This is a genomic window from Deinococcus sp. YIM 134068 (assembly GCF_036543075.1).
Taxonomy (GTDB): domain Bacteria; phylum Deinococcota; class Deinococci; order Deinococcales; family Deinococcaceae; genus Deinococcus; species Deinococcus lichenicola.
Genome location: NZ_JAZHPF010000015.1, coordinates 37,138 through 55,139, shown reverse-complemented (window position 1 = coordinate 55,139; position 18,002 = coordinate 37,138). Strand labels below are relative to the sequence as shown.

Genomic DNA, 18,002 nt, shown 5'->3' with positions numbered 1-18,002 from the left:
GCTTTGGGTGTCGCGCCATATGGACTACGGGGAACCGGACGCGCGGGCAAGCTTCCTCGACGGGTGAGTTCCGGCAACCAGCAGGGCGTCCACCCCGTAGGTTGACCTTGATGTCGAATCTTCCCCAGGTGGTCGAGCAGATTCACTCCGGCGTCGTTCATCTGCAACTGGTGCTTCGGGGCAAGGTCGAGGCCAGCGCGACCGGGTTCATGGTGCAGCGCCACCTGATCACGAACAACCACGTCCTCGCCCCCCTGCGGGCCCAGCGGGACGAACCGGAGGCGCGGGTCGTGGTGCGCTCCAGCAGTCTGGGCAGCCGCGCCACGGCCGCCGCCGTCGAGCTGTCCCTTCCGGCGTTTCTGGCGGGCTTCCAGGAGGGTTCTCCCGAGGAGGACGCCGACTTCGCCGTGCTTTTCCTCTCCGAACTCGCCGCGCAGGAGAGATACCAGTTCACGTTGGGCTCCGGGCAAGGCCGTCGCCTGGGCGAGCGGGTCGTCTTCCTCGGCTACCCACTGACGCACGAGAACCTCTGCGTGCACGAGGGCGTCATCTCGTCCCTGTATGAGCGCAACGGTGTGACCGTGATCCAGCTCGGTGCCAGCGTGAACCCGGGCAATTCCGGTGGCCCCCTCATCGATCCCGAGACCGGCGAGGTCATCGGCATCGTCAGCCGCAAGGCCGACGGCCTGACCAGGGCCATCGAGGACCTGGAGGCCGAGCACGCCTTCCTCCACGGCCACCTCACGGCGCGCCCGATTCCCCAACCCGGGGTGGATCGCCTGATCGCCATGCACGGGTCCTTCATCGCCCTGACCCGGGAACTGCGCCGCTCCGCGAATGTCGGCTTCGGGTATGCCCTCGCGGTGGACCGTCTGGCAGCCTCCTCCTTTCTGATCCATGAGCCGCAGGTCCCTATAGAGCATCAACCTTTTGGGGAGCGGGCTACTCCTGCCCCTGTAGGTGGCCGGCTGCGGCGGGTGGTGCGGAGCGTGCGCCGCGCTTCCACCTGGCTCCGTGTCCGCACGGCGAAACCACGCGCCCTGCTCGCCGAACTCCACCGGGCGTGGCAGGAGGCCTACCTGACGCTCGTCGTCGGCCTCTCGGTGTTCTCCACCTTCTGGCTGGCAGCGATCTCCTACGTCTCGTTCTCCCAGAAGGGCGAGTTGCCCAAGAACATCTTCGTGACCGGGGTGAACGACCTCGCCAACCTGACCTTCCTGGGCCTCGGGGTCTTTGCGGCGCTGCTGTATGGTGCCGGGGCGTTCTACACGGGCGTGGGGGTTCTTCCCCTCGCCCGTGCCCTGGGCCGGGCAGGACGCAGCACTTTTCACGCCGCCTTCTTCGCCCTGCTGACCACCGTTCTGGTCATCGGCACCCGAATCTTCGATGGGGGCAAATTCTTCGATGGGAGCGGCTGGGGTTGGGAAACGCTGCGTGGGTTGGCGTGGCTTGCCTCGGGTGCGAGTGCCCTGACGTTCGTCCTGGCCTTGTGGCATGTCATGGTCGCGTCCCAAAGGGTGGCCACGACGCTCGTCGTCCACGAACGGCAGGGAGAGGTCGGCCCCGGCACTCCAGGTGCAGAAGCTTCGTCTCTCCCGTCCGCGCGGGATACCCCTGCCGTTGAGAGCCGTGGGTTCCGCAAGCCCTAAGAGCGTGTTTGAGAAGGGTCTCAGCAGGGTTCAAGACGGCGAAGCATGAGGCGAATGTTGGCGAGGTAGCACCACGCTTCGGTGGTTTGAGGCCGCCCCTCAAAGTCCCTGGACAGCCGACGAGAACGGGTCAACCAGGCCAGGGAACGTTCCACCACCCAGCGTCTGGGCAAGACCTGAAAGCCGCGTGCGCCCGGTTCCGGGCGCACCACTTCGAGCCTCCAACCACACAGGGCCTTGACCCATCCCACCAAGCCTGCCTGATACCCACGGTCCACCCACACCAGTTCTATCCGAGGAAAGCGAAGCCGTGCGGCGTTCAGCACAAACCGTCCACCGTTGTGATCCTGGACGTTCGCGCTGGTGACCAGGACAAACAGCAGCAGACCCAACGTATCCACCAAGATGTGCCGTTTGCGCCCGATCAGTCGCTTGGCGGCATCCCTTCCTCGTGGCCCGGCTTGTGGGGAGCATCGGACGGATTGTGCGTCCAGGATGGCGGCACTCGGTTCGGCGCTGCGCCCACTGGCGCAGCGCGTCTCGCGCACCAGAACACGGTTGATGGCGGCCCAGGTTCCGTCCCGCTCAAAGCGGCGAAAATACCAGTACACCGTCTGCCACTTCGGAAAGTCATGCGGCAAAGCGCGCCAGGTGTTGCCGTTTTGAAGGGTGTAGAGGATGGCACACATGACCTCGTACAAGTCCACGGCACGGGGCCGCCCTCCGGGTCGGCCCGCAGGCAACAAGAATTCAAGCCGCTTAAACTGCTTCAGGGTCAGGTCGCTCGGGTACGTTTTGCGTTTCACACCTCAAAACTGCCTCAGCGCCTGACCCTTTTCAAACAGGCTCTTAGAGCCCGGAAGAAGGTCAGGAAGTTCTTTCGAGTGCCCACTTCGGCACCAGCGCCAATCCGTCACGAATCGGGATGATGCATCGCCACCGCATCCCCAGTTCCAGCCCTGAGGGAAAGTGCGAACGTTCACGAGCCTTCCGAGTTCCCTGGCTCCACTCTTTCAGAATAGGTTACATAACCGACGTAATCGGTCCTAAACTGACCCCCAGTGGGTAGGGCTCTTCCCGGCCTCAGCCGCTGCTTCGGCTTGATTTAATTGGGAAGTGAAGTTCTACGACGATCTCTGCCGGGACGCACGGCAGTGGCTCATCGCCTTCGACTACGAGGAGGCCACCGGCCTCCCACTGGCCGACGCTGGGCACGTCTACTACCAGCTGATGCACCAAGTACCGAGCGCAGAACCCCGGGATTTCGAGGCCAGTCGGGAGGTCATTCCGACGTTAACTCCAGGCGAGCAGCAGGGCCTCGAAATGCTCCAGCGCGAAGTGGCGGGAGGGCACTCGCTTTTGCCCCGGTACTGCTCCAGGAAATCCTTCAAGCGGCGTTGCGAGACTTCGCCGTCTCCAACAGCTTAGCCCAGGGGCAGGCGTACCCCAGAGCTGAATGAAGTCGGACCTGGTTGTACCAGTCACGGAATCTGACAGCCCCCTCGCGCAATTCCTGCATGGTTGCGAACTCCTCGCGGAAGACGAACTCGTATTTCAGAGTTCGGTTGGTGCGCTCCAAAACGCCCATCCCTCCTTGTTGCGAGACCCTGGCCCGGACCCAGCACCCCACCTCCTGACAGGCAGTCTGAAAGGCCGCCGAGGTGAAATCTGAGCCGCCATCCGTCATGACCAACACCTCCTCACGGAGACCCAGGCCCCGCAACACCTTCAGCCCTATGTGCAGCGCGGTCCCCGCGCTGCCTGCCGCGAGGCTGCGGACGACGGAGACATGGAGCAGCGTGCGGGTCTCCACGTCCAGAACCAGATACGCCCAACAGATGCCATCCCCGAGATTGAACCGGGTGGCATCGACCTGAATACGGCGCCCGCTGGGCCACAACGTCTCGCAGATTGCAGGGACAACCTTCTTCCGGGTCTTTCTTGGAACAGGCGGCTGGAGGCCCAGTTCGCCCAGGGCCAAGCGAATCGTGTGCAGCCCGATCTGCCCAGGAGCAGGCTGCTCCTGGGCAGGTGATGCCGCCATCACCTGATGAAGTCGCCGGTAGCCGTACGTGGGATGTGACAGCGCCACCTGACGAATCCGTTCCAGCCGGGCTTGTTGCCGCTTTTCCCGCCCTGCCTGCTGAGCGGCCTGCTGGCGGGCGTCTCGCAGCTTCCAGGCCGGAACCCCTGCTTCGCGGGCGAAGCAGGCCAAGCTCAGGTACGGATGGTCTCTGCGAAACTCCTCGTAGAGGGTGAGGAGCTGAGCCACACTCAAAGACCCCGTGCTTTTTTTGCAATCTGGAGGGCCAGCTCCTTCTCGCCCACCAAGACTTTGAGACGTTCGTTCTCGCGTTGCAGCTCGGTGTGTCGGTCCCCCTGGCGGTCTCCATCAAGGCGGGCACGGCCCGCCTCGATGAACTGGGCTTTCCAGGTGTGAATCAGGCTCTCGTTGACCGCGTGCTGCCGTGCAGCTTCAGCCACGCTGAGCTGGCCCCCCAGAACTGCCAGGACGATCTGCTCCTTGGTATCCGTCGGCCACTTTTTCCGCTGCTTCCCCATACTTCGCCTCCAGTGTGCCCAACCCTCGCAAATGGGCGGGTGTTTTTGGAAGGATTTCCTAGAGCATTACCCCCGGATGTCCACGACCGTGTGCCGGAAACGGCATGACCCACTGTTCAGTGACTGGCGGATCTCGCATTTCCATCTCGGCACCGAGCTCAACCGTCGGGGCTTCTATACGCGAACGAAGCACACCGCCTTTGCTTACATTGACGGCCAGACGTTTCGGCTGTTGGCTGTCTGGCCGCATGAGCCTCGGCCCTACGAGAACATCCGGCTGCTGAAGATCCTTAAACGGGACTGGCCTCACGTGATGGAGCAATACCGGGCGAAAGGGGTGGACAACCTGTTTCCTGTCCTGCAGAACCCCGAGCATATCCAGCAGATGCGTAGGGGCTTCCTGATGATGTATGACCTTGATGGAGTCGCGTACCATCCGCCCGGGGGCGGAGTGGTGAGCAGCGGTGACTCTGCTGAGGCCGTCATGAAGCACAACAGGATGGCCAACCTCACCACCCAGCTTCAGCACGAATGGGCACGTCAAATGGGCAGCCGTCCTGCCCGCTTTCGTCTCTTGTCCCCGACGACCTATGCCATTCAGGATCGGGAGGGGCGCTTCTGGGAGTTACAGCAGACCTGGTATCACTCCCGCTTTGTGCCGCTGGACCCCCAGATCGGCCGAATCCTCGAAGGGAGATTCAACGGTTCATAGGCGGACGGCCTAAACTCGGAACATGACCCTGGAGCTGATGGCAGCACGTCTGGACCTTGCGGCCCGCTCCGAACGGCTGGCCCGGATGGAGCCGGACGCCCTGCGCCGTGATGCGATCCGCTGGGCCCGGGACGTGGACGAGGAGGGCCTGTGGTCCCTGATCGAAGCCTACCTCGTGAGCCGGGGCAGCCGCGGCGCCCGCGTCAGCAACCATACCCTGGTGAGTTACCGTCAGGGGCTGAGCACCTTTCTCGCGTGGGCGGTTCCGGGAGGCGTTCAGCTCCTGCGTCCGCGACCGAACGACGGCTTCTCCTACGCGCGCCACTTGGAGGTCAGTGGCCTCGCGCCGGGCAGCGTAAAGGTGCGGCTGGCGGCGGCGCGGGCCCTGTTCGCGGCTCTGCGCTGGGCCGGGGCAACGGACGCGGCCCCGCTGACGGACGTGCGGGCGGCCCGCGACCCGGTCCCCGCCTGGGAGAAGCGCAAGCCGTACTCCACCCGCGACATCGCGAGGCTGCTGAAGGTGGCCGACCCGCAGCAGGCCGTGATCGTGCTCCTCGGCGCGCACTGCGGTCTGCGGGTGAGCGAGATGCTGGGCCTGGCCCGGGCCGACCTGCACCTGGACGCGGAACGGCCCTACCTCGTCGTGACGGGCAAGCGGCAAAAACGCCAGGAGGTCCCGGTGAGCCGGAGCACCGAGCGGGCGCTGCGCAGCTGGGTGGAGATGACCCCGAGGCTCGGGCCCCGGGCGCTCAGCCTGCAGACCCGCAAAGGGGTCAGCGACCAGCTCCGCGAGTTGTGCACCCGGGCGGGGGTGAGGTACGACGGGCGGCACGTCCACGGGCTGCGCCATACGGCGGGCACCGAGGTTTACCGCGAGACCCGCGACCTGCTGGAGGTCCGGGACCACCTGCGTCACGCGTCGATGGAGACGAGCTCCATCTATGTGAATCACGCCCGGGCGCAGGAGAAGGCTGTCAACCGGGACTGGTAGGTCAGAACCAGCTCGCGAGTCTTCAATCAGCAGCCGTCTGTGGCCTGAGCAAGAAAAAGGCTCCACCTCGACGATGAGGCTGAGCCCTTTGTGCTGGTTTCGAGACGCTAGTTGGACGCCCTGTCACCGTCCACGCCATCAATGACTTCGACAATAGTGTCGTCCTCGTCCGGGGCCTCAGCCCCAGATACGAAGAAGTGATGGCCTCCGCTGGTCGCCAGGTACTCGCTCAGATGGGTGCGGGCGTCGGCAATGGTCGTGTAGTACTCCCGGAACGCCTTCGATACCCGCTGCGCCTGCTCGGACGTTGGGGCGATCGGAATCTCCACCTCGAGGTAACGCTTGCCGACGTCCTCACGGTTGGTTTGCATGAAGATCACCCGCTTCCACTGGTCGCGCACGATCTTCAGCGTCATGGCCCAGAGCAAGTAGAACGCGTCGAAATTGGCGTTTGGCCCCGGACGCAGGACGATGATCTCCTTGGTCAGGACCACCTGCTCCTGGCCGGGCATGAGGATGCAGAAGTCGCCGATGTTCTTCGAGGTGCGCTCGGGGCACATCAGGTCGAATGGCTTCAAGCCGGACGAGTTGCCCCTCCAGAACTTCTGCGCCACCGACCGAGGGACGCGATTGGTAGGGTTGATGTTCACCAGGCCGGCCCGCAGGTCAGACACCTTGATGTAGGGCACCTCGCCAATGCGTTGGTCTACGGATGGGGAACCGTGACCGCCGATGATCTCGAGGCCGCCTGCGTTCACCAGGTCCTCCAGCGTCCTGGAGACAAAGCCCTCGAACTGGGGGGCTTTCAGTGCCTCCCGGTAGTGGTCGATGAACCGCCGGTCGTGGTACACGGGGACGGCGGACCGCAGGCTCACGCCCTTAGCGTCGACGTACCGAAGGGTCTCGGTGGTGCGGCCGGCGACCAGGGCCTCCATGTCCTCAAGAAGCTGGTCGTTGACAGCATCAACTACGCCACCCGTCTCCGGATCGACGACTTGCAATCGCTTACCGGTGGTAGGATCCACCTTCCCCAAAAGTCGTCCCCCCTTGGTAAGACCACAGGTGGGGGCCGTCGAGACGAGGATGTGCTCATTGGAGAACCAGGACGGTTTGTGTATAGCCATTCCATGTCTCCTTTACTTGTTAGCCTTGGGAGTGCCGTCATCGCCATTGCCGACCTTCTCGAAGATGTAGAAGTTGGTCTTGGCCCGGCAGAACTCCTCAAAAGCTTCCATCGGGATGTTCAGCATGCCGCGCAACTCCAACCGGCCGTGTAGCCACCCGGCCAGCCAGCGGTATGAGTGGCTGAAGAAATAAGTCTCGGGCAAGATGATGCCCACCCGACCACCGACTTGCAGAAGGCGGTGGGCCAACTCCAAGTAGACCAAGCCGATCTCCAGGTCGACGTAGTCGTTCACGCCCTTCATTGCAGCGGCTTTGGAGATCGAGTAGTTCGACTGCCGGCAGTCCGCCGCCTTCACCTTCAGGTCCTCGCCGAACGGTGGGTTGGTAATAACCACGGTGAACTGCTCGTGTACCTTGGGCTTTTCGCCGGGCTTATCGCTGGCACCCAGTGTCTGAGCCAACAGTGGGTACTTCTGCGGCCACTGGTGCAGGCGCACGGCGTCACCAAGCATCGCGTGGGTGGATCCATCGCGCATGGCGACCATGATGGCCCGCGTCAGCTTGACGCCGATATCGTCCTTGTCAATGCCATAGAGCTTGTCGTTGGCCCACTTGACCAGGTTCCAACTCTCGGCCTCGGTCGGGAAGTCGCGATCAGCGACCTGCCGCAGGGCCTCAACCAGGAAGCCGCCGGTACCACAGGCTGGGTCAATCACCTTGTCTCTGGACGTGATCTCCATCGCCATCACACACGGGCGGATCACCCGGAGTGGGGTCAGGAATTGGCCTTCACCGCTCTTAAGTGCCTTGGACCGGAAGATCTGGAAAGCCTTGGACAACAAGTCGACCTTGTCGCCGAGGATCCGGTACGGGGTCAACTCGGCGACCAGGGCGTAGATGGTCTCGTCGCTCAACAGCAGGTCTTCGCGGTCGTTGGGGTTGAAGATCCGCGTGCGCTGGCTGTTGAAGTAGGAGCGGAACTGCTTACGAATCTCCTTGGCGGTCAATGTCACCTTGGTCACTGCGTCGCCGTAGATGCGGAAGTCCACGGGGTCGTTCTGGTTGGCGCTGTGGCTGGCGACGGAATCGCTCTCGAGCTTGACGAACAGCACGTGCGTTACCTCACGAAGCTGGTCCTCAGCCCGCGTGACGTTGGGGTCACCGACGACAACCGTAGCAAGGACACGGCGCAGCGCACCGGAGAGTTCGGCCTCGCTGGGGGTCCGCATCATGTTCCACGTCGGTGGACTCTCCGGCGGCTTGGTCAGATCATCACCGGGGCGCGGAAGGGTGGCGTTCGGCTCCATGACCCAGCCGGAGCTGTGGCTTTTGTATACGGCCAAGGTCTGTTCGCCATTGGTCCAGAAGCCCATCTTGGCCATGGGCTCGTTGCTCAAGTACCGCATCAACTGGGCCCTTCCCCCGTCGATGTCCGGTGCCTTGAACTCGAAGATGACCTGGAGGGCGTGCCACTCGCAGGTGTCGTCGGCGAAAGCCACCAGATCCGCCGAGCCGCAGGTCGAGAACTTCTGGCCGCGTTCGCGCTTGGTCAAGTCGTGCGGCGTGTCCGGAATCTGCCACTCGGGTTTCCACCTCAGACGGTGTTCCTGCCACCCCAGCGCCTTCAAATCCTTGATTACGCGCTGGCGCACAACTTCCTCAGGCTTCAGCCCTACGACCGTCTTGACACCAGCTGCAGCAGCGGTCTTCACAACCGAATTCTCAGCCTTCCTATTCCCCTTAGGCATACTCCTCCTTTCCCAAAAGTCCAAAAAGGAGCTGCTCCTTTTCGGATCAAGTGATTGACGATACCACTGTGGACGAGATAGTGCAACACAGCTCAATCGGCGTCTTAGTGCCTCTGAGCGCCGAGATTTGCCGGAGAAGCCAAACTGCTCTATTAGCTTTAGGAGCAGCTCCTCACTTCAATGTCATCAGAAAATGGGCTGTCGTTCGCATTGAAATCCCTCCGAAACGGGCACAGAGTTCACTGCACTCCTGTAGTCCGCTAGGAGCAGCTTGATCTTGAAGGCTGCGGTAGTGGAGAAAGGCCACCTGTTGAGGGCGGCGGTTGGGGAGGTGAGCGTGCCAGGCTTGATGACCGGGTAATGGCCGGGCGTCTCCGCCTCCCGGCCTGGATGGAGGACTTGGGTTCCAAAGGAATGACGCCAAAACACTGGTCAGCGGGCGAAATGACGGAGTGGTGCCAGGCGGTGACCTTGATTGTGGCGCTTCTGCAGACGGCCATGCGGGTGTCAGGTGGCGGCGGATGAACTTAGCCATAGAATCCAGGGATGACTGCGGTGAGTGGGGACGAAGGGACGCCGATCAAGGCGTTTGTCAGCTACGCCTGGACGAGTGAGGACCATGTGGCCCGGGTGCGGAAGCTGGTGGACTATCTCCGCCACAACGGGGTCGACGCCATCCTCGACCAGTACGCGCTGCAGCCGGGCATGGACACGGACCGCTTCATGGAGCAGGTGGCCCAGCAGCACGTGCAGAAGGTCATCGCCATCTGCGACGCCACCTACGTGCAGAAGGCGAACAGCCGGACTGGCGGGGTGGGCAAGGAGGGCACCATCATGAGCCAGCACGTGTACGACCAGCTTATGACCCAGGGCTCACCGGACGAGCAGCGCCGGCGGTTCGTGGCGGTAATCTTCGGGTTCACAGACGGGAAGCCCCAGCTGCCCGCCATGTTCGGCAGCTCCCTGTACATCGACATGAGCACCGACGAGAAGTACGACGCGAACATCGACCGGCTGCTGCGCTTCCTGCTCGACCAGCCCGAACTGGTCGCCCCACCCGTGGGCAAGGTTCCCGCGCACCTGCAGGGAACGCCGACCGCCGCACCCCCGACCTGGGCGAGAGCACAGGCTTTCCGCCGGGCAGTGGAGGAGGGCCGCCGGGTGGAGCCAACGTTGCGGGCGTACCTGGAGGAACTGCAGGCCGCGGTGGGAGCACTTCCTCCCGCCGTCACCGACCGGCAGTACGACTATCCGAAGGTGCTGGAGGCCGCCGAGGCCTTCCTGCCTGTCCGGAACGAATTCGTCGAACTGATGGACTTGGCCGCCCGCCACGGCGCGCTGAACGCCGACCTCCTTGGAGACTTTTTCGAGGAGGCCGTGAATGGGGTGGTCACCCAGTCCGAGACCTCCAGCCTAAACCGCGCCACCCTGACCGTGACCGAACTGGTCAGGGCGGAGCTGATGCTGTATCTCACTGCACTCTGCATTCGCGAGCGGCAGGAGGACGTGCTCACCGCGCTGACCGACCGGACCTACTTCATTGAGAAACACGGCACGACTCAACCGGACGCGTTCGGGGCGATCTACTACGTCAGCGATGAATTTCGCAACGAATTCAATAGGCTGCGGGCGCAGCGCTACAAATCCCCGGAGGCGGAATGGCTCAGGGAGCGTGCCTCGTTCGCCAAGGTGGACTTTGCCCGCCTGCAGGAAGCGGACCTGATCCTGACCGTCAAGTCCAGACTGCAGCGCCAGGCCTCCGTTCAGCAGACCCCGACCCGCTACACCTCAATGTGGTATGCCCCGACGGCTATTTACTGGGGTCGGCGTGACCGGTTCGACCTCTTTGTCCGGTTCACAAGTCGCCGGGTGCTCCAACGTTGGCTGCCCTACTTCGGCGTGACAACTGCCGCGGAGCTGACGGTGATGATTCGGGCGGCGCTCGGCGACGCCTACGCCAGGATGACGGACGGGTGGGGGTCTCTGGATCATGCGTTGAATGTTGAGGCGCTCGGCACCCTGCCTTGAGGCGGCCCTCCACGCCTTAACCTGAAACGCTTTCGTCAGGACCAGTCAGTCCTGAGTCCGCCCTCCACGAAAGTGAACCCAAGCATGTCACGAACAACACTGATTTCCATGGACCCCAACCCGCAGGGCTGGGCGGAGGGCGTTGCTGCTCTTCACGACATGAATGCCACTTACTTGGGCCTCCGCCAGGGTCGCTGCGCTGGCTCGCAAAAGGGCTAGACAGGAAGGTGCTGGTTCACCTGGCCGCTCTGTTGCGTCGCGCTTAGGCTGCTGCCCGTCCTAAATCCAGCCGGGTAGTCATGTCGAGCCGAAAGATGCCATACGGATTGACGTGCTGGTAGATCAGCGGCGTCAGGCCCCGCCAATCCTCCGCAGTCATCCTTTCCCGCCACTGGTCGTCCTCCAACACGCGCTGAAGCATCAAGGTGTTCACGTACACCAGGCAGTTCTGCACCAGGTGCAGGCACAACATGCTGACTTCCTGATCCTCCAGTCGATTGGTACCGATCTCACCCCCCTTGCCGTAGAACACGAAGTCCGTCGTCGCGTTCCAGTTCTCCACGACGTTCAATCCCTCGTGAATCTCCCGTCGCAGGGCCTCATTCCCCAGGTACTCGCACAGGAAGATCGTCTTGATCACCTTGCCGAGTTCCTTGAGCGCGGCATACACCGGATGCCGGGCATTGGCCTGGGTGAAGCGCCGCAGGATGGACTCGGGGTCTGCGAGCCCCAGGCGAAGTGCGGTCGTGTACTTCACCATCGGCTCGTACTGCTGCTCAATCAGCTCCCACCGGATCGCCCGTTGCGCGGCAACGGGCTTCAACAGGGGAAGCTGTTCCCCCAGCGCGAGGTCCGGCAGGTACAGCTTCTGCCCGGCAATGTCCTTGAGCCGGGGCAACAGGTGAAAGCCCAGCAGGTGGGTAAAGGCGAAGCCGACCTCGCTCTGGCCGTGGGAGTCCACGTACTGCCGCTCCACTTCCATCTCGGTGCAGTGCTTCAGAACGCCCTCGATCATTGCGGCGACTTCCGAGGACGAGCAGGTCTTCAAAAGCGAGTGGATGCAGGTGGCCTTGCGCTCGACGTGCCAGTAGATCATCACGCCCCGGCCCCCGTAGCGCACCGACCACTCGGTGCGCAGGTTGCCGTCCCACGCCCCGAACTTCTTGCTATCCGAGGCACACGCCGTGGTCCCCTCGCCCCACAGGTCAGGACGGCGCGCCGCCAGGATGGCGTTCACGAGCTGGGCGTTGGCGGCCCGCAGGCCCTCGCGGGTGATGTACCGCTTGCGGACATAGCGCAGTTGATCGGGGGTGATGGTGTCGCCGGAGGCAACGCGCTTGAGGCCCGTGTTCGTTCCCAGCCCGAACAGGCACAGCAGGAGGCGCTTCTGCGCCTCCGCCCGGGGAAGAATCTCCCGGGTCAGCACGCTGCGCAGCAGGTCGGTGAAGCCCACGTCCAGGTCAGCCTCCTTGAGCATGTCCAGCAGGCCGGTCCCCGGCCACTGCCGCCCCAGCTCCCCTTTCATCGCCCCCAGGGTGGGCGGCTCGGGCTGCGGGTCCAGCGGCGTCACACCGAAGCGTCCCCCGTCCTTGGAGACGACGCGAACCTTCTCGTTTTTCGGCAGATCCGCATGGAAACGCACCAGGGCGTCATGGAGCCGCCCGCGCAACCCCGTCACGAACTGGGTCGCCTCCTGGGGCTGCTTCAGGGCCGCGAAATGTTCGGTCTTCTGCTGCTCGAAGTCCGCAGGTAGATCGGCGTCCGGGTTGCGGTAGCGGTCGGCGCCTACCACCCAGACCTCCCGGCAACGCAGGGCGTCCCGCAAGGCGTCGAGGACGCAGACCTCGTAGTTCACCCGGTTCAGCCGGACCTCGCCGTCCTCGTTCGTCTCCAGGATGAGGTCCTGCATGTTCCTGGCGATCACGCCCTGCACGGGGATTTCTTCAAAAGTGGAATAGTTGAGCGCCTTGCTGTTCAGGTAGCGTTTGACGAGCGCCAGGGCGTCAATGACAGGCTGGTGTGCTGGATTATTGGAGCGGAACTCCAGAGCGGTGAGCAGCCCCGGGGTCATGCGGCGGTAGTGCTGCTTGTATGAGGACCGGAGGTGCATATGCACCTCCTGGCGGTACGACCCTCTGGCCCGGAACTCCCGCAGCAGGTCGCGCAGACGCTCCTCCCCCACGACGGGAAACAGCACTTCCCGCACCGTCCCTTCGGGGTTGTCCAGTGCCGCTTCCAGCAATCTCTCGAACAGGCGGTCCTTACCGGAGGTCTTCTTGATATTGGCCAGGATGCGTTTCTCGACCCGCCGCTCGGCCCGGGCGCCGATCTTGTGGACGGTATGGATGAGGTGGTCCACTAGTGAGTCCGTGATCTCGCCGAGCCGGAGCTGAACGAACGCGGCGAGCTGGGTCGCCCGGATCGCCTCCGGGTGGGCGCGCAGCTCGCTGGGTGTCTCTACCCCCGTTCGCTCCCGGTACCGCCGCTGCACACCGATAGGCACGCCCTCGAACAGCCCTTTCGGCAGGCCCACAGCGCGCAGTCGCCCCAGCTTGGCGATCTGCTCCTCGACGCTTTCCAATCCTGGCCTGCGGGAGTCGGTGCGCAGCGAATGGATCAGCGAGGTTCGGTCGGCCTCGGGCTCGTTCTCGTCCGCGACGGTGGCCCGCAGTAAGTCGTCCAAAGCCTGGACCCAGCTCGGGTCCAGGCGGGAGAAGACCAGCCCACACAACTTCGTCTCGAAGGTGCGCTCCGCCGAGGCCAGGTGGCGCTCCAGTTGTGCGTGGGTCGGCGGCTCGATTCGTGAATCCCGCAGGTGGTCCAGGGCCAGAGCTTTCAGTTTCAGAAGGTCCTGGCGCTCTTCTCTGGGCAGGGCGTGCTCGCACATCCAGTCCACGAGTGGCGGCACATCCGCTTCCGCGAAGGCCCGGTAGCCGCAGAACTCGCGGATCAGGGCGCGGTGGGTGGAACTGCTGCGCCCCCGCCAATCGTACCGCTCGAATTGCGTGACCTCGACGCCCACTTGACGTGCGACGAACGCCACGGCGGCCTGGGGAACGTCCCTCGTGCGGGCCGGGAATCGGCCCTCGTACTGGAAGGCTTTGAGCATCACCGCGAGGCCAAGGCGATTGGCCTCCTGGCTGCCCGCGAGGAGAGCCTGCTCGATAGGAAGAAGGGTCCAGTCGTCGATCAAGTCCTCAATGGTCCAGTGTTGGTGCACGGAGTCTCCTTGAACGATGACTGTTTAGCTGTTCAACGGGTCACATCAGCAGGAGTGAACACCCTGGGAAAGACACAGGTTGAAAGGGGGCGCCAGTTGCGACCGCCGTCCTCACATGACCCGGGCGTGCGCCAGCATGTCCGCGATCAGCCGCGTGGTGTAATCGTTCGCCAGCCGGTAATACGCGATCCGTCCCACCTTCTTGAAGGTCACCAGGCCCAGTGCCCGCAGGTGGCGAAGCTGGTGACTCATGGTGGACTCGTTGATCCCCGCGATCACCGCCAGGTCGCACACGCACAGCTCCTCCAGCGCCAGCGCCGAGAGGATACGCAGCCGGGTGGGGTCAGACACCACCTTGACCAGGCTGGTCGCGCGCTCAATCAAAGCGTCGTCAGGCAGCCCGGCCTCCACCCGCGCCACCGCCTCCGGGTGGACGCAGTGGACCTCGCAGTCCGCCGCGCGGTCGATCTTGGGTGCGGTCGTGGTCGTCATGCCCCATTCTCCTGCAGGGCCGCCTCCAGCAGGGGGCGCTGGTCGTCAAAGATGCCGTAAAAGGCCTGCTCGCCGATCACGGTCACCGGAGCGATGCGGACGTTGGCCCGGGCCTGCATCTCCGCCAGGGCGGCGGGGTCCTCACGGACGTTCTTCTCAGTGAACGGCACGCCACGGCTTCCCAGGAAGCGTTTGACGGCCTCGCACGACGAGCAGTTGGGGACGGTGTAGACGGTCACGGTCGGGGGCATGGGACACCTCGGAAGGAAAGGAAGTGAGGGAGCAGGGAGGGCGGGTCGGGCATCAAGCCTCCGACCGGGCATCTTCCGCCGCCTCGGCGGCTTCGGACAGGATCTCCCGGCCCCCGTTGGCCGCGATGGCCGACACGATCACGCCGAGCACCAGGTCGGGCAGGTTCGAGTCCAACCACAACACCAGCGCACCGGACAGCACGATGGCGAGGTTCACGAGCGAGTCGTTGCTGGTGAAGATGGCCGACGCCTTGAAATTCACGTCCTCGCCCCGGTGGCGCCTGAGCAGCCGCAAGCAGACCAGGTTCAGCGCCGCGTTGACCGCCGCCATCGTCATCATCGCGGGGCCGATGGGCTCTTCACCCCCGAAGAACCGGCGCAGCACCTCCACGAACAGCAGTACCGCCAGGCCGATCAGGAGCCACCCGGACAGGCGGGCGGCGCGCACCTTGATGGTGGCGGCGCGGCCCACCGCGTAAAGACTGACTCCGTACACCGACGCATCGGCCAGATTGTCGAGGGCCGCGCCGATCACGGCCGTGGACGACGCCCAGACGCCGACACCCGCGCCCGCCAGGGCTTGCCCGAGGTTGATCAACAGGACCAGCCACAGGATCCGGCGGTCCGCCGCCTGGCTGGCGTCGAGGTGGGGTGCGTTGTCGTCTGTCCGGGAATCGCTCATGGGAGTTCACCTTTCTGATGGCCGCCGCTGACGGTGAAGGCGCTGTGGGTTGCGAACGTGGGGCCACTGGAGGGACCCCCTCACGCGCCGGGCTTGAAGCGCAGCAGGCGCAGGGCGTTGGCGGTGACGAGCACCGTGGCGCCGGTGTCGCTGAGGATCGCGGGCCACAACCCGGTGATGCCGAGCAGCGTGGTCACGAGGAAGATCGCCTTGAGTCCCAGGGCGAAGGCGACGTTCTGACGGATGTTGGTCATCACCGCGCGGGAGAGTTGCACCAGCTCCGCGACCCCGGTGACCGAGTGGCGCAGCAGGGCGGCGTCGGCGGTCTCCAGGGCCACGTCGGTGCCCCCGCCCATCGCAATGCCCACGTCACTCTGCGCGAGCGCAGGAGCATCGTTGATGCCGTCCCCGACCATCGCCACCTTGCCGGAGGCTTTCAAGGCGGCGATGCGCTGGAGCTTGTCTTCCGGCAGCAGCTCGGCTTCGACCTCCAGGCCCAGGTCACGTGCGATGGCGTTGCCGGTGCGGACGTTGTCGCCCGTGAGCATGAGGGAACGGACGCCCAGCTCCTTCAGCCGGGCCACCGCCTCTTTCGCGTCCGCTCGCGGCTCATCCCGGATGGCGAGCAAACCGAGCACCTGGCGGCCGTCGAGCAGCACCACCACGGTCTTACCCTGCTCCTCCAGCCGGGCGATCTGCGCCTGCTCGTCAGGGCTCAAGGAGGCCACTTCCACGGCGTAGCGCGGGGACCCCACCGCCAGGGCACGTCCTTGCACCGTGGCAATCACGGCCTTGCCGGAAATGGCTTTGGCGTCCTGAGCAGCCGGGATGGCCTGTCCCTGGGCACGGGCGAGGATCGCCTTGGCGAGCGGGTGCGCGCTGCCGGTCTCCACGGCGGCGGCGAGCAGGACGACCTCGGACTCCGGAACGCGCAGGCCGATCACGTCCGTCACCTGCGGCTTGTTCTCGGTCAGCGTGCCGGTCTTGTCGAAAGCGACCGTCGAGACGCTGCCGATGGTCTCCAGCGCCGCGCCGCCCTTGATCAGCAGGCCACGCCGGGCACCGGCGGAGATCCCGCTGGTGACAGCGGCAGGAACGCTCAGCACCAAGGCGCAGGGGCAAGCGATCAGGAGCAGAGCCACGCCCTTGTAGATCCACTCGTTCCAGGGCTGGCCGAACAGCAGAGGCGGGACGACGGCGAAGAGCAGGGCCACCAGCATCGCCGACGGGGTGTACCAGCGGGAGAAACGGTCGATGAAGCGCGCGGTGGGCGCCTTGCTGCTCTCGGCCTCCTCGACCAGGTGGATGATCCGGGCGATGGTGTTGTCGGAAGCCCCCCGGTCCACCCGGACGGTCAGCACCCCGTCGGTGTTGATGCTGCCCGCGTAGACCGGATCGCCGGGGCGCTTGTGAACCGGGACGCTCTCGCCCGTCACCGGGGAGTCGTCGAGGTTGGAGTCGCCCTCGGTGATGGTGCCGTCCGCCGGGACACGGCCACCCGGTTGCACCCTCACGAACTGGCCGACCTGAAGCCCCTCGACGGGCACCTCGCGGGTCTGACCACCTTCGAGCAGCAGGGCGGTCTTGGGAGCCAACGCCGCGAGCGCCTGAATCCCTGCCCTGGCCCGCCCGGCGGCGACGTTCTCCAGCAGCTCGCCGATGGCGAAGAGGAAGACGACGAGTGCCCCTTCCGCCGCCTCCCCGATGGCGATGGCGCCGATGGCGGCCACGCTGATCAGGGTATTGATGGTGAAGGGCTCCCCCAGGCGGGCACTGGCGACGGCCTTGCGGAGGAGCGGCCAGGTGCCGATGGCGGTCGCGGCCGCGTACGCCCAGAAGGCGAACCCCGGCGCGATCAGGCTGAACAGCAGGGCGAGGACGAGCAGCCCACCCGTGAGCAAGACGTTGCGGCCCTTCCCCGTCTGATACCAGGGCAGTTCCACCCGGGCTGGACGGGGAGCAATCGGAGTGCTCGTGCCGGGCACAGGATTGACCTCGCCCTGCCATTCCGGTGGGTAGCCGATGGAGCGCAGGGTCTGTTCGAGCTGGGCCCTGGGCATCCGGGTCTCGTCGAGCGTTAGGCTGAGCGTCTGGGTGGTGAAGTTGACCTTGGGTTCGCCGACTCCCGGCAGTCGGGCGACCACGCCCTGCACCTTGTTGGCGCAGTCGGCGCAGTCCATGTTGTTCACGAAGTAGCGCAGGGGGACGCTGGAGGTCGTCGCCGGGGCCGCTTCCAGGGTGGGGGGATACCCCAGGGAGCGCAGGGTCTGTTCCAAGCGCTCACGGGGTAACCGGGCCTCGTCCAGGGTGAGGCTCAGCGTCTGGGTGGTGAAGTTGACCTGCGGAGTCTCCACGCCAGGGAGCCGGGTCAGGGCGCTCTGCACCGTGCGGGCGCAGTCGGCGCAGTCCATCCGTTCCACGAAGTAGCGCAGGGAGGTCCCCGGGGTGGAGGGGGCACTTGTCATGCCCTATGATATCTGTATGAATGTACAGATATCAAGCACAGCGGTGTGCCTTTGGTAGGGGAAGGGCTGCTCCTCAG

Annotated in this window: 14 protein-coding genes; 4 read left to right on the top strand and 10 right to left on the bottom strand. The window is 64.6% G+C overall.

The features are described 5' to 3' along the window. The first annotated feature begins 110 nt into the window (after positions 1-110). Positions 111-1,649 carry a S1 family peptidase gene (locus tag V3W47_RS14085; RefSeq protein ID WP_331825855.1) on the top strand — a complete coding sequence of 513 codons (1,539 nt, stop codon included), beginning with the start codon at positions 111-113 and terminating at the stop codon, positions 1,647-1,649. Between the two features lie 20 nt (positions 1,650-1,669). Here the strand turns inward: V3W47_RS14085 and V3W47_RS14080 are convergent, their stop codons facing one another. The 3 genes from V3W47_RS14080 to V3W47_RS14070 all read right to left on the bottom strand — a co-directional run bounded on the left by V3W47_RS14080 (position 1,670) and on the right by V3W47_RS14070 (position 4,211). Beyond that, positions 1,670-2,455, bottom strand: coding sequence for an IS5 family transposase (locus V3W47_RS14080; protein WP_331825854.1), 786 nt, complete (start codon positions 2,453-2,455; stop codon positions 1,670-1,672). 581 nt (positions 2,456-3,036) lie between these two features. Beyond that, on the bottom strand, positions 3,037-3,921 hold the full coding sequence (locus V3W47_RS14075) for an integrase core domain-containing protein (RefSeq protein ID WP_331825853.1): 885 nt from the start codon (positions 3,919-3,921) through the stop codon (positions 3,037-3,039). A gap of 2 nt (positions 3,922-3,923) precedes the next feature. Continuing rightward, positions 3,924-4,211: a transposase gene (locus V3W47_RS14070; protein ID WP_331825852.1), complete on the bottom strand. Its 288-nt coding sequence runs from the start codon at positions 4,209-4,211 to the stop codon at positions 3,924-3,926. Between the two features lie 76 nt (positions 4,212-4,287). Between V3W47_RS14070 and V3W47_RS14065 the strand changes: the two genes are divergently transcribed. After that, positions 4,288-4,923 carry a hypothetical protein gene (locus tag V3W47_RS14065; RefSeq protein WP_331825851.1) on the top strand — a complete coding sequence of 212 codons (636 nt, stop codon included), beginning with the start codon at positions 4,288-4,290 and terminating at the stop codon, positions 4,921-4,923. 37 nt (positions 4,924-4,960) lie between these two features. Continuing rightward, positions 4,961-5,914, top strand: a complete 954-nt coding sequence (locus tag V3W47_RS14060) for a tyrosine-type recombinase/integrase (protein ID WP_331825850.1) — start codon at positions 4,961-4,963, stop codon at positions 5,912-5,914. 107 nt (positions 5,915-6,021) lie between these two features. Here V3W47_RS14060 and V3W47_RS14055 read toward each other — a convergent pair whose 3' ends face one another. Then, positions 6,022-6,939: a hypothetical protein gene (locus V3W47_RS14055; protein ID WP_331825849.1), complete on the bottom strand. Its 918-nt coding sequence runs from the start codon at positions 6,937-6,939 to the stop codon at positions 6,022-6,024. Between the two features lie 111 nt (positions 6,940-7,050). Next, the gene (locus tag V3W47_RS14050) at positions 7,051-8,751 is read right to left on the bottom strand and encodes a type I restriction-modification system subunit M (protein WP_331825848.1); all 1,701 of its coding nucleotides are present in this window, start codon (positions 8,749-8,751) and stop codon (positions 7,051-7,053) included. Between the two features lie 582 nt (positions 8,752-9,333). Between V3W47_RS14050 and V3W47_RS14045 the strand changes: the two genes are divergently transcribed. Further along, the gene (locus V3W47_RS14045) at positions 9,334-10,815 is read left to right on the top strand and encodes an SEFIR domain-containing protein (RefSeq protein ID WP_331825847.1); all 1,482 of its coding nucleotides are present in this window, start codon (positions 9,334-9,336) and stop codon (positions 10,813-10,815) included. Between the two features lie 262 nt (positions 10,816-11,077). On the opposite strand, the gene V3W47_RS14040 is transcribed toward V3W47_RS14045, so the two are convergent. The 5 genes from V3W47_RS14040 to V3W47_RS14020 all read right to left on the bottom strand — a co-directional run bounded on the left by V3W47_RS14040 (position 11,078) and on the right by V3W47_RS14020 (position 17,925). Beyond that, positions 11,078-14,035, bottom strand: coding sequence for a Tn3 family transposase (locus V3W47_RS14040; RefSeq protein ID WP_331825846.1), 2,958 nt, complete (start codon positions 14,033-14,035; stop codon positions 11,078-11,080). Between the two features lie 111 nt (positions 14,036-14,146). Then, entirely contained in the window at positions 14,147-14,527 is a 381-nt protein-coding gene (locus V3W47_RS14035) for an ArsR/SmtB family transcription factor (protein WP_331825845.1), read from the bottom strand. Beyond that, positions 14,524-14,778, bottom strand: a complete 255-nt coding sequence (locus V3W47_RS14030) for a glutaredoxin family protein (RefSeq protein WP_331825844.1) — start codon at positions 14,776-14,778, stop codon at positions 14,524-14,526. Before V3W47_RS14030 ends, V3W47_RS14035 begins: the two co-directional genes overlap by 4 nt. Positions 14,779-14,830: 52 nt before the next feature. Further along, a complete protein-coding gene (locus V3W47_RS14025; RefSeq protein WP_331825843.1) occupies positions 14,831-15,460 on the bottom strand; it encodes a cation efflux transmembrane domain-containing protein in 630 nt (209 codons plus the stop codon). 80 nt (positions 15,461-15,540) lie between these two features. Then, positions 15,541-17,925: a heavy metal translocating P-type ATPase gene (locus tag V3W47_RS14020; RefSeq protein WP_331825842.1), complete on the bottom strand. Its 2,385-nt coding sequence runs from the start codon at positions 17,923-17,925 to the stop codon at positions 15,541-15,543. Positions 17,926-18,002: the final 77 nt, after the last annotated feature.

Coding starts and splice junctions, on each gene's coding strand:
- V3W47_RS14070 (WP_331825852.1), bottom strand. CDS start 4,211: ATGGGGAAGCAGCGGAAAAAGTGGCCGACGGATACCAAGGAGCAGATC.
- V3W47_RS14030 (WP_331825844.1), bottom strand. CDS start 14,778: ATGCCCCCGACCGTGACCGTCTACACCGTCCCCAACTGCTCGTCGTGC.
- V3W47_RS14020 (WP_331825842.1), bottom strand. CDS start 17,925: ATGACAAGTGCCCCCTCCACCCCGGGGACCTCCCTGCGCTACTTCGTG.
- V3W47_RS14035 (WP_331825845.1), bottom strand. CDS start 14,527: ATGACGACCACGACCGCACCCAAGATCGACCGCGCGGCGGACTGCGAG.
- V3W47_RS14085 (WP_331825855.1), top strand. CDS start 111: ATGTCGAATCTTCCCCAGGTGGTCGAGCAGATTCACTCCGGCGTCGTT.
- V3W47_RS14025 (WP_331825843.1), bottom strand. CDS start 15,460: ATGAGCGATTCCCGGACAGACGACAACGCACCCCACCTCGACGCCAGC.
- V3W47_RS14065 (WP_331825851.1), top strand. CDS start 4,288: ATGTCCACGACCGTGTGCCGGAAACGGCATGACCCACTGTTCAGTGAC.
- V3W47_RS14045 (WP_331825847.1), top strand. CDS start 9,334: ATGACTGCGGTGAGTGGGGACGAAGGGACGCCGATCAAGGCGTTTGTC.
- V3W47_RS14060 (WP_331825850.1), top strand. CDS start 4,961: ATGGCAGCACGTCTGGACCTTGCGGCCCGCTCCGAACGGCTGGCCCGG.